The following is a 13714-nucleotide window of genomic DNA, read 5'->3' as shown; positions in this document are numbered from 1 at the left end:
ATGCGAAATCTTGTTCTTGCCGCCTCTGCCTCCGCTGCCTTTGTAGCGATGACGGCGCCTGCCCATGCTTGGGGGCCATCGGGCCACCGCGTTGTCGGGCAGATTGCCGCCGACAACGTCAGCGGGCGCACTGCTGCGGAAATCGCACTCATTCTCGACGATGGGGAGACTCTCGCCGAAGCATCGACCTGGCCGGATGAACAACGCTCCGACCCCGCGGCGTTCTGGCAGAAGGAAGCTGGGGCCTATCACTACGTGACGCTGCCCGACGGGAAATCCTATGCCGAGGCAGGCACGCCGCCACAGGGCGACGCGATCAGCGCGTTGGCTCGGTTCACCAAGGTGCTGAAGGACGACAAGGCTTCGCGCGAGGACAAGGCGCTGGCGTTGCGCTTTGTCGTCCATATCGTCGGCGACCTGCATCAGCCACTGCACAACGGCAGCGGCAAGGATCGCGGCGGCAACGAGTTCCAGGTCACCTATTTCGGACGATCGACCAATCTGCACACGGTGTGGGACCGGGAGCTTGTCGCAAGCTCGGACTACAGCTTCAGCGAGCTGGCCGCGCTGCTCGAAAGCCGCTTGACCGACAAACAGAAGATAGCGTGGTGGAATGCGGACCCGCTGATGTGGGTCGGCGAAAGCGTTGTCATTCGTGACACGATCTATCCGCCCGCCGACAATCGCGAGCTTGGCTACGAATATGTCTGGAAAAACTGGCCGATCATCGAACAGCGCCTGACGCAAGGGGGCATCAGGCTCGCTGCCTATCTCGACGCGACGTTCGCCGAATGAACGTCCGGCTCCCGGAAAGGCGACCATAGCATTTGTGAATGCGTGGGTTCGGACCGCACCCTATCGGTGCGTCCGGAGGTCGCGGATGGTAGCTTTGAACGAACTTTTGCGAGGACTGCGCGAGGCCTATGATCGCGTGGAGGCGGCGCGTGCGCAAGCCGATGGCAACGAACAGGGCGAAGCCCGGACGTTGCATGCCGAACGAAACTTCCTGATGTGCGCCGAAAGCATGGCACGCCGCATCCCGCAATCGGACTTTCCGCTCGACAAGTTCCTGAACGACCTGCCGGGCTAGCCCGCCAGATCCGACAATTAGGGCTCTATCCACCCAGTCCACGTTGTCGGACCCGACCTGGATGTCGTGGCGGGAACGTGATGTGCGGGGATGGTCGCACGTCGCAGGGCAAGCCAAGCGCACTGTCGTCAGGGTGCCGAAGGTCCGATAAACGCAAACGATCCGTGCGGGATCCCCCCCTGCCTTGGTCAGCCAACTCGGCTGTCACGAAGCGTGCGTTTCGCAACTCATTGTCGCTTATGAGAAAAGTGGTGCCCGGGGACGGATTCGAACCGCCGACACTGCGATTTTCAGTCGCATGCTCTACCAACTGAGCTACCCGGGCATCGCCTTGCGGCAAGCCGCGTCGCACGGGGACAAATCAGGTGTCCGGCGACGGGAGCGCCGCCTATGGCCAAAGCCACGCTGCCTGACAAGCCCCTAATTCGTCAGATCTCGTCCTCGTCCTTGGGAGAGGGCACATGCGCGCGTTCGCCGGGAATGGCATAGCCGTCGTCCAGCCATTTCACGAGATCGCGGTCGCGGCAACGCAGCGAACAGAACGGGGCGTGCTCCGCCACGCGGGGCTTGCCGCAGATCGGGCATTTTCGGGTCGTGCTCATATCGGTACCGACTGCGCGAAACCGGCTTGCTGTGCAAGGGCGGGATCGGTGCGGACCCGGATTTCCCGCCCGGTGCGGCGGGCGAGTGCGTCAAGCCAAGGGGCCTGCAATGCGGTTGCGACCGCGGGTTGGCAGGTCAGCAGGATCGCGCCGGCACCGGCAACGGCTTCGGCGCTGCGCAACAACAGGCGTGCGGCGCAGCCCGCCGGATCGGCCGCGAAACGGTGCAGCAGCGACGGCCCCGTGCTGCGCGAGACGATCTGGACGAAGCCAAAACCGTTCATCGCCGTCCGTTCGTGCGGATAGCCGGTCAGCGCGTCCTCCAACGCTTCGTCCACCGCGCGGCGGTCCGCTTTGGTCTGAAGGGTCGGGAAGTCGATACCGACCGATCCGCCGATGTCGAATCGGGTCAGCGCGGCGGCCAGCGGGCGCACAGTGGCAATTGCGAGGGCGGGTGGGGGCAGGGTGCCGTCGATGTCGATCAACGTCATCGCAGGCGTCGGCGAAAACAGCATCGATCCACCGGCAAAATCGATCCGCCCTTCAGCGATTTCGGCCCACAGGTGGTCCCATTCGCCGCCGGTAAAACGGTGAATGTTCTGCACGGTGTCGCCGGTCGCGGCGATCACGTCGGCCAGCGTCGGCAAGGGGCCGGGGCGGCGTTCGCTTGGCCGGGCCTGAGCCAGCTTGCGGCGCGAACCTTCGCCGATGGCGGCGCGGGTCACTTCAAAGGTCAGCGTCGCGCCCTCGCTGGCGTCACGCGGCAAGCGATCGACCAGCAGTTCGGTGCCGTCTGCCAATCGCGCTGTCCCACGCGACGAACCGGTGTTGCGTGACACGAGTTTCGCGGCAACGACGGCACCGGCGAGCAGTTCGCCTGTCCATGCCACCTTGGCTGCGACTACGGCGCCCGATGCGATGAGGATCGCGCGTTGTTCGCCGATCCCGTCCTCGACCAGCCAGTCAGCCAATCGCGAACCCGGCTGCCTTCAGCAGCGCGCGCGTTTCGTAAAGCGGCAGGCCGACGACGCCCGAATGGCTGCCGCCGATCCACGCGATCAGCCCTTCGGCAGAACCCTGGATGGCATATCCGCCCGCCTTGCCGTGCCATTCGCCGCCCGCGATATAGGCGTCGATTTCATGCGGATGCAGCGTTTTGAACCGGACGACCGTTTCGGACAGTTTTTCGCGAATCGTGCCATCGGGCGCGCGCAGGGCGATGGCGGACAGTACGCGATGGCGCCGACCGCTGATCAGGCGCAGGCATTCGCGCGCGCTGGCCTCTTCCTCTGCCTTGGGCAGGATGCGGCGACCTACCGCGACGACGGTATCGCCGGCCAGTACGTGAGCATGATCGTCGGCCGCGGCCATCGCTTTTTCGCGCGCCATGCGAATGGCGTAGGCGCGCGGAATTTCGGTCTTGTGCGGGGTTTCGTCGATGTCGGCGGGCCGGATGTCGGCGGGCACGATCCCCAGCCGCGCGATCAATTCGCTGCGGCGGGGACTGGCAGATGCGAGGACGAGGCGTTGGCCCGCCCCATTGGCCCCCACCTCTTTGGTCACGGGCATGGCGGCCGCTTACTGCGGACCTGGGCCGCCCCGACCGGGCATGAAGCGATAGGTAATCCGACCCTTGGTCAGATCGTACGGCGTCAGTTCGCACAGCACCTCGTCGCCCACCAGGACGCGGATGCGGTTTTTGCGCATCTTGCCGGCGGTGTGGCCGAGAATCTCGTGATCGTTCTCCAGCCTTACGCGGAACATTGCGTTCGGAAGCAGTTCGACCACGTGGCCGCGCATTTCGAGGAGTTCTTCTTTCGCCATAGTCGGGCTTTTGCGGCCCACCCTTTCGTAACATCGTCATGTAAGAGGATTTCGTGCGCGCCTTTAGCCGCACCGGGGCAAGATGGGAAGCCCAAGCACCAGATTCAATCGTTCGGACCCGCTTGGCGAGGCGTCAATGCAACGGCTGCGACACTCTGATACCCATGGCGACTTGTATCGCGGTCGCCAAGCAACCAGTTCTGCGGCAATGAAAAACACCATCCTCAAAAATGCTTGTGCGGCTGCCGCCATGACTTTCGCACTGGCTTTTCCCGCCCATGCGCAGGACATGGCTGGCGACACGATTGTCGATCCCGCCGACGAAATCGTCGTTACCGCCGCCCGTATCCGGGGGCAGGTCGACGCGCCGCAAGCGCCCGTCGCCGTTTTCGACGAAGAAGAGATTGCAAGCTTTGGCGCGACGTCGCTGGCCGACCTCGTCGAACAGATTGCGCCTCAGACGGGTTCGGCGCGTGGACGCGGCGGCGGCCAGCCGGCGTTTCTTGTCAACGGGCGGCGCATCAACGGCTTTCGCGAGATGCGCAATTATCCGCCCGAAGCGATCCGCCGGATCGAGGTCCTGCCCGAAGAAGTCGCGTTGAGGTTCGGGTTCCGGCCCGACCAGCGTGTCGTGAACTTTATCCTCAAGGACAATTTCAAGTCGCTGACGGCAGAAATCGAATATGGTTTTCCGAGTGACGGCGGCTATGCCACCAACGAGCAGGAGGCGTCGTTTTTGCGCATCGACGGGCCGGAACGATTGAATATCGCGGTCGAGATCGAGGATTCGTCGATGCTGACAGAAGCGGAGCGGGGCGTTTCGTCCATCGCGTCGTTGCCGTTGGCAGGCGATGCCGATCCTGCCGCCTATCGCTCGCTTGTCGCCGACAGCCGCGACCTGAAATTGAACGGCAGCTGGTCGCGTAGCCTCGGCGCGGACGGGCTGGGCGGCGACCTTTCGTTTAGTGCCACGGCAACGCGTTCGGACAGCCGCAACCTGCGCGGGCTGGACGCAGCGACGCTGACCGATGCCGACGGCAACAGCGCCTATCGCACGCTTTACGACGCCGATGCGGGTTTTGGCCCGCGCATCCGTGACACGAAGAGCGAAGGTTTCGAGTTGGGGACCAGCTACAACCGGTCAATCGGCGATTGGCAGATGACCGCGACCGCCAACTGGGCACATGACGAATCCCGCACGCTGACCGACGCAAGCGCCGATACTTCTGCCTTGCGAGCGGCGGTGGCGGCAGGGGCGCTGGCCTATGACGCAAGCGCGTCCGACCTGCTGGCCAGCGGGTTGGTCGATGCGCGCGACACTTATCGCGCAACGTCGAATACCGAAGATTTCGGCTCGCTTGTCACGGTGACCGGCCACCCGTTCGAATTGCCCGCGGGCGAAGTCGCGGTGGTGCTGAAGGCCGGTTTCGACTGGGACAACATCGACAGCAACGACACCCGCAATTCCGATCAGCGCACGCAGTTGACGCGGGGCAATGCCAACGGCGGATTTTCGCTGGGCGTACCGATCGCCAGCCGCCGTTCGGGCACGCTCGACGCCATCGGCGACTTGTCGCTCGACCTGTCGGGCGGGGTCAGCCATCTTTCGGATTTCGGCACGCTGCTGGATGGCAGTGCGGGGCTGACATGGGGCGTGACCAGGTCGATCGACCTGTCGGCCAGCTTTATTTACCGCGAAGAAGCGCCGACGCTGAACCAACTGGGCGCGCCGCAAGTGGTGACGACCGGTTCAACGGTCTACGATTTCGCCAATGGTCAGACGGTGCTGGTCGACCTGTTGTCGGGCGGCAATCCGAACCTCGTCTACGAAAAGCAGCGCGACTGGAAGTTCGGCCTGAACTGGGACGTACCGGCGCTGGACCGTTCGAGGTTTATCGCCGAATACTATGACGAACATTCAAGCGACGTTTCGGCATCGTTTCCGGTACTGACGCAGGCGATAGAGGCCGCATTCCCCGATCGCGTGGTGCGCGATGCGTCAGGCAATCTCGTTTCCATCGACCAGCGACCAGTGACTTTTGCGTCGGAAAACGGCCGACGCGTACGGTACGGGTTGGACATTTCGGACAAGATCGCAGGCAAGGATGACGCGGCAGGCGAAGCGCGTGGCCCGCGTGGCCCACGCGGTGCCGGCGGCGGAGGGTTCGGCATGCCGGGCGGACGCGATCAGAGCGGGGGGCGCTGGAACCTTGCGCTTTACCACACCGTTCGCCTGCAACAGGACGTGTTGGTCAGCGACGATGGTCCGCTGCTCGACCTGTTGGACGGCGATGCGCTTACCGGCAGCGCGACGCCCCGCCACGAGATCGAGATGCAGGGCGGCCTGTTCTACGAGGGCATCGGCTTGCGCCTGTCGGGCAATTATTTCGGATCGAGCAAGATCGAAGGCAGCGGCTCTAACGGCACGACATCGCTCGACTTTCACCCCTATGCCACGGTCGATGCACGCTTGTTCGTGGACCTGGAACGGAAGTTCGAGGATGTCGCGTTCCTTAAAGGTACGCGGCTATCGCTCCGTGTCGACAACCTGTTCGATGCACAACAACGCGTGACCGACCAGTACGGAGTGGTGCCGATCAGCTATCAGCCCGACTTCCTCGACCCCAAGGGACGCTTTTTCGAGATCGATTTCCGCAAGCGTTTCTGATTGGCCGGAAAGGCGGGCGGTCGCCAGGGCTTCGCCCGAACCGGCGAGCCTTGCCAACGCAACCTGACGATACTTGCGCGCCAACGGTTTCCAACCCTCGCGCGGATTCCTATCTGATAGCACGATGTCGCGCACTGAAGCCGGAACTCCGCCCAATCCCAAGGGCCAGGATCGCTTTCTCGAAGAGAAGGCGAGCTTTACCGTGCGCGGCAGCCAGCCGGATATCGAAGCTGGCATCGCCGCGATCCGCGAAGTGCAGCGCACGCTGAAGCCCAAGCCGGGCGTATATCGGATGCAGGATGCGCGCGGCGACGTGCTGTACGTCGGCAAGGCGCGGGCGCTGAAGAACCGGGTGGCTAACTATATTCAGGTCGACCGCCTGCCCCTGCGGCTCAAGCGCATGGTTTCGCAGACGCGTTCGATGACCATCGTGACCACGGCCAGCGAGGCGGACGCCTTGCTGCTCGAAGCGCAGCTGATCAAGCGTTTCCGCCCGCCGTACAACGTGCTGTTGCGCGACGACAAAAGTTTTCCGTTTATCCTGCTGCGGTCCGATCACGATTTCCCGCGCATTACCAAGCATCGCGGTGCGCGGCGGGCCAAGGGGAATTATTACGGTCCGTTCGCCAGCGCGGGATCGGTCAACACCACGATCAACGCGCTGCAGAAACTGTTCCTGTTGCGAAGCTGCACCGACAGTTTTTTCAGCCGCCGCGATCGCCCGTGCCTGTTGTACCAGATCAAGCGGTGCAGTGCGCCGTGCGTGGGACGCATCGACCCGGTGGGCTATGCCGAACTGGTGGGCGAGGCGAAGGATTTCCTAGCCGGCAAGTCCAGCGCGGTTCAGGCCAAGATCGAAGCCCAGATGGCAGGGGCTGCGGCGGCGCTCGACTTCGAACGCGCGGCCATGCTGCGCGACAGGCTGCGCGCGGCGACATTCATTCAGGGGTCGCAGGCGGTCAACGCGGCGGGCGTGGGCGATGCCGACGTCTTTGCGCTGGCGTCGCGCGGCGGGCATGTCGGCGTGCAGGCGTTTTTCATTCGCGGCGGCCAGAACTGGGGCCACCGCGCGTTTTTCCCGCGCCACACCGAAGGATTGGACGAAGCGGAGGTCATGTCCGCCTTCCTTGCACAGTTCTACGAAGAAGTGCCTCCGGCCAAGACCATCCTCGTCGACCGCGAATTGCCGGAGCGCGCATTGTTGGAAGAAGCGTTGTCGGCCAGCGCGGGCCGAGCCGTGGCGATCAGCGTACCGCAGCGCGGCGACCGTCGCCGTCTGCTGGAACAGGCGAGCCGCAATGCGGTAGAGGCGCTGGAACGCCGGATGGCCGAGACGAGCACGCAGGCCGCGACTTTGCGCGAAACGGCCGAATTCCTCGACCTGCCGGACATTCCGCAGAGGATTGAGGTTTACGACAATTCGCACATTCAGGGCACAAACAGCGTCGGCGCGATGATCGTCGCCGGACCCGAAGGGTTCCTGAAGAACCAGTACCGCAAGTTCAATATCCGCAAGGCGCAGACCGATGACGATTTCGGCATGATGCGCGAAGTCATGGAACGCCGGTTCAGCCGAGCGCTGAAGGATGACCCCGACCGCGCGACACAGGGCAAGGGCGACGGCATGTGGCCCGATCTCGTGCTGGTTGACGGCGGCAAGGGCCAGCTGTCGAGCGTGATGGACACACTGGAAGAATTGGGCATCGAGGACGTGACTGTCGTCGGCGTCGCCAAAGGGCCGCATCACGGGCGCGATGGTCGTGAGGTGTTCCATTTCCCCGACGGACGCGAAAAGACTCTGCCAACCAATTCGCCGGTTTTGTTCTACCTGCAACGCCTGCGCGACGAAGTGCACCGGTTTGCGATCGGCGCGCACCGGGCGAAACGCAGCCGCGCGATCAGCGCCAGCCCGCTGGACGAGATTCCGGGCATCGGCCCCGCGCGAAAGCGGGCGTTGCTGTTGCATTTCGGCACGGCGGGCAAAGTGCGCGCCGCCGCGCTGGAGGACTTGCGCCGTGCGCCCGGCGTTTCGGACAGCGTGGCGCGTCAGATATACGATTTCTATCATCCTGCGGGCTGATGCGCGCCTCTTCGCAATCACTGCGATGGTCAACCGCGTTGCGAGTGGCTAAGCCCGCGTCAAAGAATTCAGGGAGCACGATGTAATGAGCAGCCTTGTCGGCCCAGACGAAGATGATCCGCAGGGCAAGCCGCCCGTGCCGCAGGACGTTCAGGACGCGATCCGCACCCTGATCCGCTGGACCGGCGACGACCCCCAACGCGAAGGGCTGATCGATACGCCAAAGCGCGTGGCGCGGGCGTGGAAGGAATATTGCCTCGGTTATAACGAAGACCCGGCGGTGCACCTGTCGCGCATATTCGAGGAAGTTGGCGGCTATGACGAAGTGGTCCTGTTGAAGGACATTCCGTTCCAGTCGCATTGCGAACATCACATGGCGCCGATCATCGGCAAGGCTGCGATCGCGTACCTGCCGCGCGACCATGTCGTCGGCATTTCCAAACTGGCCCGCGTCCTGCACGGTTTCGCCCGCAGGTTGCAGATTCAGGAACGGCTGACCGCCGAAGTCGCGCAGTGCATCTGGGAACACCTTAACCCGCACGGCGTCGCGGTAGTGATCGAGGCCAGCCACGCCTGCATGACCGCGCGCGGCGTGCGCACGCCCGGTGTCGCGATGACGACCAGCCGGATGATGGGCACGTTCCTCGACGACGAACGCAGCCGCAAGGAAGTGCTGTCATTGATGGGGTACTGATCGGGCCCTATGCCATGAATTGACGGATGCGACGGGGGAAAGGCGGGCGACATGGAATGGATCGTGATCGTTGCGCTGGCCGTCGCGGTCTATCGGCTGTGGCGCAGGGTCGAACAGCTCGAATCCCGCATTGCGCTGCATGATGACCGAGCCGCCGTGCCGCTTTCTGAACGCCGCGAAGTCGTGCCCGAAAAGGCGGCGGATCAAGCGGTCGTCGCGCCTTTGGCCGAACCGCCTGCCGCCGTGCCGCGACGCGCCATCGCGCGGATTGCGGGCATGGGCCGCACTGCTCCTTCGTCCGCAACGCCTGAGACCGCGGTGCGCGAAGGCCGGTCGTTTTCCTTCAATTTCGAGGATCTGTTCGGGCGGCAATTGCCGATCTGGGCGGGCGGGATCACGCTGGCCATCGCGGGGTTCTTCCTTGTCGTCTATGCCATCGACCTTGGCCTGCTGTCGCCATTCGTGCGAGTGCTCCTGGGCTTTGCTTTTGGCGGGGTGCTGCTGAACGGCGCGTTCTTTGCCGAACGGATGCACGACCGAATCCGCGACCCGCGCGTGCCGCAGGCGCTGGCCGGGGCGGGGCTGGCGACGCTTTATGCCTGTTTCTACCTTGCCGGCGAAGCCTATGGCCTGATCGCGGGCGGGGTCGCGTTCGTCGGGTTGGCGGCGGTAACGACAGGCGCGATTTGGTGTTCGTTCCGGTTCGGCCTGCCCTGTGCCGTGCTCGGCCTTGTCGGCGGTTTTGCGGCGCCGGCCATGGTGTCGGCCGATCATGCCAACTTGCCGATCCTGTCGATCTACCTTGCGCTGATATCGGCGGGGCTCACGCTGACCGGCAACCGGCAGGAGCGTCCGTGGCTGGGCGTCGCGGCGCTAGCCGGCGCGCTGTTGTGGGGCATCGCGATGCTGTTCACGCGCAGCCTCGATCCGTTCGACCAGCTGTTCATCGGTGCCTATCTCGTCGCCATCGGGGTGGTGCTGCCGGTGACGCTGGCCGACTTGCCGTATCGGCGCTGGATAAGGGCCGGAGCGGGGGCCTTTGCCGCGGTGCAGATGGCGGCGTTGGTCGGCAATGGAGGGTTCGACTTGCTGGCGTGGGGGCTTTACGCGCTGTTGGCGGCGGCGCTGGCGGTCATTGGCTGGCGCAATCGCGACTTGCGAGAGGTAGGCGCCTTTGCCGCCGCGGTCGCGCTCGCCATGTTGCTGGCGTGGTCCGATCCGACGGAGCGGAATTTCGCGCTGGTCGGCGCGGCGCTGACGGCGATCTTTGCGGGTGTCGCGCTGGTGCATGTCTGGCGGGGCACCGCGCGCGACAGCGATTTCGTGCAACTGGGCGGCTTTGCGTTCGGCGTGGCCTTTGCCGCCGTGTGGCATTTCGGCGGCCTCTTCGGCGCGTCCAGGCCGATGGTCGCGTTGGCCTGCGTGGCACTGACCCTATTCCCAGCCGTGGCTGCCTGGCGGCTGGGCGAGGCAAAGGCGCGGTGGCAAGTCCACTGGCTCGAAGCATTGGCGGCGATGACGGTCTTCCTGGCCTCTGCGCAAGTGCTGGACGACCGCTGGGCCGCAATCGCCTGCGCGGTGGCAGCGATCATGCTTGCCATTTTCCTGCCGCGCCGGGTGGCGGCCGCTCGCACGTTTGCGGCGCTGGCGGCCATTTTCGCCCTGTATCCCTTGGCAGAATGGTGGGAAGCCGGGCTTGGCGCGCTTGGTGCCGACCCATTCTACAAGTCCGATCTTGCCAGCCCGACCGATACGCTCCGCTACCTGGCGCCCGTCGTTGCCGCAGGGCTTGCACTGGTTTGGCGGCAGGCGGGGATCGCTTCGCGCAAGTCTATCCGCGGCATCGGGGCAATGGCCGGCATCGGTGCGGTCGTCCTTGCGCACAGCCTTTATAAACTGGTCTTCGCGATTTCCGGGGCAGAGGGCTTCGAGGCGCTTGGACTTGCCGAACGGACCGTGTGGCAAGCGTTGTTGCTCGGCGCGGGCGTGCTGATCTGGATGTTGCGTGACCGGTACGGGGCGGCGCGTGTCGTCGCCATCGCGCTGGCCGGTGCGTCGCTCGCGCATTTCGGCTGGTTCACGCTGATGCTGCACAATCCGCTTTGGGCCGATCAGGCTGTCGGCCCGGTTCCAGTCGCCAACCTTGCGCTTGCTGCCTATGCCGTGGCGGCAGCGGGGCTTGTTTTCGGCAGCCGGATTTTTCCCGCCCGCGCGCGCATCGGATTCGAGATCGCGATCATGGCGCTGTTGCCGATGTTGGCCGTAACGCTTCTGCGACAGGCATTCAGCGGTTCGATCCTGACCGCGCAGCCGATGAGGCAGGGCGAAGACCTGTTGCGGTCGCTGTCGGGCATCGTGCTGGCCATCGCGTATCTGGTGTGGGGCGCGCGGCGGGAGGATCGGGCGTGGCGCATTGGTTCGCTGGTTCTGATGCTGCTCGCGGTGGGCAAAGTGTTCCTGGTCGACGCCGCCGTGCTCGACGGATTGGCGCGCATTGCCAGCTTCCTTGCGCTGGGGTTCAGCCTGATCGGGATCGGCTGGTTCTATTCCCGGATCCTCGCGCGCCCGGCGGCCGCCGTTCCGCCCCCCACCTGACTTAACGCCTGATCAGACAGTATTTTTCGGGGCGGACCCGGGCGCAGCCAGCGCGACCAGCGCCTCGATCACGCCTGCATCCTCTATCGTCTGGGGCACCACGAGTTCCTGACCGTTCAGGATCGCGCGCAGCAGGTTTCGCAGCACCTTGCCCGAACGCGTCTTGGGCAGGGCATCGGTAAACAGGACGTCGCGCGGGGACGCAATGGCGCCGATATCGTCGCGGATCATGCGCACGATCTCCTGCTTCACAGTCGGAAGATCGGCGGTGCCCGCGCGGGTGACGACGAAGGCCACGGCCATCTCGCCCTTCAGTTCGTCCGCTGCGCCGACGACGGCGCATTCGATGACCGCCGGGTGATTGGCGACGACTTCTTCCATCTGCCCGGTCGACAGGCGGTGGCCGGCGACATTGATGATGTCGTCGGTGCGGCCCATGATGTGGATGAAACCATCATCGTCGATCATGCCCGCATCGCCGGTCGTATAATGCCCGGCGAAATCGACGAACCCTTCGCGAAACCGTTCGGGCTTGTTCCACAATGCGCGGAAATTGCCCGGCGGCAGCGGCTGTTCGATCAGCAGCGTGCCGACGGTGCCGGGCGCGGCGTCCGCGCCGGCCTCGTCCTTCACCTTGAAGCGATAGCCCGGCACGGCGCGGCCTGCGCTACCCGGCTTGATGCGCGTTTCGCCCAGCCCGAAACAGGTGGCGATGGCGGGCCAGCCCAGTTCGGTCTGCCACCAATGGTCGATCACCGGCTTGCCCAGCTTGGCCGCGATCCACAACAGCGTGTCGGGATCGGCGCGTTCGCCGGCAAGGAACAGGGCAGACAGGCTGTCGAGGCTGGCCTGTGCAATGAATTCTCCGTCGGGATCGGCGCGGCGGATGGCGCGGATCGCGGTCGGCGCGGTGAACAATGCCTTGACCCGATGCCTGTCGACGATGCGCCAGAATATCCCGGCGTCGGGCGTGCCCACCGGCTTTCCTTCGAACAGGATCGTCGTCGCGCCCGCCAGCAACGGGCCATAAACGATGTAGCTGTGCCCCACGACCCAGCCGATGTCCGACGCGGCCCAGAACACGTCGCCTGCGCCGATGCCATAGATATGGGCCATCGACCATGCGAGCGCGGTGGCATGGCCGCCGTTGTCGCGCACGACGCCCTTGGGCGTGCCGGTCGTGCCCGAGGTATAGAGGATGTAGAGCGGATCGGCGCTCGCCACCGGCACCGGATCGACCGCGGCTGCCGCGTCACAGGCCGTCTGCCAGTCGCGGTCGCGGCCCGGGACAAGATCGCAGCGCAACTGTTCGCGTTGCAGCACGAAGCAGGCGGCGGGCTTGTGCGCCGAAAGCTCTATCGCCCGGTCCAGCAATGGTTTATAGGCGATGGTCCGCCCTGGCTCCAGCCCGCAGGACGCGGTGAGCACGGCGACGGGCTGCGAATCCTCGATCCGCTTGGCCAGTTCGGGCGCGGCAAACCCGCCGAACACGACCGAATGGATCGCGCCGATCCGGGCGCAGGCGAGCATTCCGAACACCGCTTCGGGCACCATTGGCATGTAGATGACGATGCGGTCGCCCTTTTTCACGCCCCCCGACGCCAGCATCCCGGCGGTGCGCGCCACGCGGTCGAGCAGTTCGCCATATGTAAAGCTTGTGGTGTGTCCGGTAATCGGGCTTTCGTGGATCAGCGCGACGCGGTCGCCGTGCCCGGCCGCGACATGGCGGTCGACCGCATTGGCACAAGTGTTGAGCGTGCCGTCGGGAAACCAGGTGTCGGTCGCGGGGTCGTGGGCACAGGTGGGCTTGGTGATCCAGTCGAGCGCGCGGGCCGCATTCATCCAGAACCCTTCGGGATCGCGCTCCGCCCGTTCGAATGCTTGTTCGTAACCCACGTGCCTATCTCTCCCTTGCCACTCTTGTTTCATGCGCCCTTGACGCCATCACGCCGGAACCTAAAACGCCCCAATCATCGGTCCAATCATCGGCCCGCATAGGTGGGAAATCGCATCGCCGCGCGGCTTGCTCTATCGGTATAAGGTCTATTGGACTAATGTCGAAAAGCGCGGCGGATGTTTGTTCGCTATGGCTAGGCACGATATTTCGCGGTTGCAGCGAAAACGAGGTCGCATCGTCCGTTCGGGCCAGATCATTCAATTG

Annotated in this window: 11 protein-coding genes and 1 tRNA gene; 6 read left to right on the top strand and 6 right to left on the bottom strand. The window is 64.5% G+C overall.

The features are described from left to right. Together EKN06_RS11630 and EKN06_RS11625 are read left to right on the top strand one after the other, a co-directional pair. Positions 1–795, top strand: a complete 795-nt coding sequence (locus EKN06_RS11630) for a S1/P1 nuclease (protein WP_127613097.1) — start codon at positions 1–3, stop codon at positions 793–795. 85 nt (positions 796–880) lie between these two features. Next, the gene (locus EKN06_RS11625) at positions 881–1090 is read left to right on the top strand and encodes a hypothetical protein (RefSeq protein ID WP_127613096.1); all 210 of its coding nucleotides are present in this window, start codon (positions 881–883) and stop codon (positions 1088–1090) included. 249 nt (positions 1091–1339) lie between these two features. On the opposite strand, the gene EKN06_RS11620 is transcribed toward EKN06_RS11625, so the two are convergent. From EKN06_RS11620 to infA, 5 genes are all read right to left on the bottom strand, one after another. Then, positions 1340–1415, bottom strand: a tRNA-Phe gene (locus EKN06_RS11620). 103 nt (positions 1416–1518) lie between these two features. Beyond that, the gene (yacG, locus tag EKN06_RS11615) at positions 1519–1692 is read right to left on the bottom strand and encodes a DNA gyrase inhibitor YacG (protein ID WP_127613095.1); all 174 of its coding nucleotides are present in this window, start codon (positions 1690–1692) and stop codon (positions 1519–1521) included. Further along, entirely contained in the window at positions 1689–2663 is a 975-nt protein-coding gene (locus tag EKN06_RS11610) for a ribonuclease E/G family protein (RefSeq protein WP_127613094.1), read from the bottom strand. The genes yacG and EKN06_RS11610 overlap by 4 nt, the downstream gene beginning before the upstream one ends. After that, positions 2656–3261 carry a Maf family protein gene (locus EKN06_RS11605; protein WP_127613093.1) on the bottom strand — a complete coding sequence of 202 codons (606 nt, stop codon included), beginning with the start codon at positions 3259–3261 and terminating at the stop codon, positions 2656–2658. The genes EKN06_RS11610 and EKN06_RS11605 overlap by 8 nt, the downstream gene beginning before the upstream one ends. Before the next feature lie 9 nt (positions 3262–3270). After that, complete coding sequence (infA, locus tag EKN06_RS11600; RefSeq protein ID WP_127613092.1) at positions 3271–3516, bottom strand: translation initiation factor IF-1; 246 nt, start codon at positions 3514–3516, stop codon at positions 3271–3273. Positions 3517–3724: 208 nt separating this feature from the next. On the opposite strand from infA, the gene EKN06_RS11595 reads away from it, so the two are divergent. From EKN06_RS11595 to EKN06_RS11580, 4 genes are all read left to right on the top strand, one after another. Continuing rightward, positions 3725–6184 carry a TonB-dependent receptor plug domain-containing protein gene (locus EKN06_RS11595; protein ID WP_205693883.1) on the top strand — a complete coding sequence of 820 codons (2460 nt, stop codon included), beginning with the start codon at positions 3725–3727 and terminating at the stop codon, positions 6182–6184. A gap of 124 nt (positions 6185–6308) precedes the next feature. Continuing rightward, the gene (gene uvrC / locus EKN06_RS11590) at positions 6309–8264 is read left to right on the top strand and encodes an excinuclease ABC subunit UvrC (RefSeq protein WP_127613090.1); all 1956 of its coding nucleotides are present in this window, start codon (positions 6309–6311) and stop codon (positions 8262–8264) included. Positions 8265–8349: 85 nt separating this feature from the next. After that, positions 8350–8958 carry a GTP cyclohydrolase I FolE gene (gene folE, locus EKN06_RS11585; protein ID WP_127613089.1) on the top strand — a complete coding sequence of 203 codons (609 nt, stop codon included), beginning with the start codon at positions 8350–8352 and terminating at the stop codon, positions 8956–8958. Positions 8959–9009: 51 nt separating this feature from the next. Beyond that, positions 9010–11553, top strand: a complete 2544-nt coding sequence (locus tag EKN06_RS11580; RefSeq protein ID WP_127613088.1) for a DUF2339 domain-containing protein — start codon at positions 9010–9012, stop codon at positions 11551–11553. Between the two features lie 12 nt (positions 11554–11565). On the opposite strand, the gene EKN06_RS11575 is transcribed toward EKN06_RS11580, so the two are convergent. Then, positions 11566–13449 carry an AMP-binding protein gene (locus EKN06_RS11575; RefSeq protein WP_240654858.1) on the bottom strand — a complete coding sequence of 628 codons (1884 nt, stop codon included), beginning with the start codon at positions 13447–13449 and terminating at the stop codon, positions 11566–11568. Between the last annotated feature and the right edge of the window lie 265 nt (positions 13450–13714).

Origin of the sequence: Croceicoccus ponticola (assembly GCF_004004515.1) — a bacterium.
GTDB lineage: Bacteria > Pseudomonadota > Alphaproteobacteria > Sphingomonadales > Sphingomonadaceae > Croceicoccus > Croceicoccus ponticola.
This window is presented reverse-complemented; position numbering and strand designations above follow the sequence as displayed.

Excerpts from the sequence above, each read along its gene's own strand:
- EKN06_RS11630 (WP_127613097.1), top strand. The coding sequence starts at position 1 with ATGCGAAATCTTGTTCTTGCCGCCTCTGCCTCCGCTGCCTTTGTAGCG.
- EKN06_RS11625 (WP_127613096.1), top strand. The coding sequence starts at position 881 with ATGGTAGCTTTGAACGAACTTTTGCGAGGACTGCGCGAGGCCTATGAT.
- yacG (WP_127613095.1), bottom strand. The coding sequence starts at position 1,692 with ATGAGCACGACCCGAAAATGCCCGATCTGCGGCAAGCCCCGCGTGGCG.
- EKN06_RS11605 (WP_127613093.1), bottom strand. The coding sequence starts at position 3,261 with ATGCCCGTGACCAAAGAGGTGGGGGCCAATGGGGCGGGCCAACGCCTC.
- infA (WP_127613092.1), bottom strand. The coding sequence starts at position 3,516 with ATGGCGAAAGAAGAACTCCTCGAAATGCGCGGCCACGTGGTCGAACTG.
- EKN06_RS11595 (WP_205693883.1), top strand. The coding sequence starts at position 3,725 with ATGAAAAACACCATCCTCAAAAATGCTTGTGCGGCTGCCGCCATGACT.
- uvrC (WP_127613090.1), top strand. The coding sequence starts at position 6,309 with ATGTCGCGCACTGAAGCCGGAACTCCGCCCAATCCCAAGGGCCAGGAT.
- folE (WP_127613089.1), top strand. The coding sequence starts at position 8,350 with ATGAGCAGCCTTGTCGGCCCAGACGAAGATGATCCGCAGGGCAAGCCG.
- EKN06_RS11580 (WP_127613088.1), top strand. The coding sequence starts at position 9,010 with ATGGAATGGATCGTGATCGTTGCGCTGGCCGTCGCGGTCTATCGGCTG.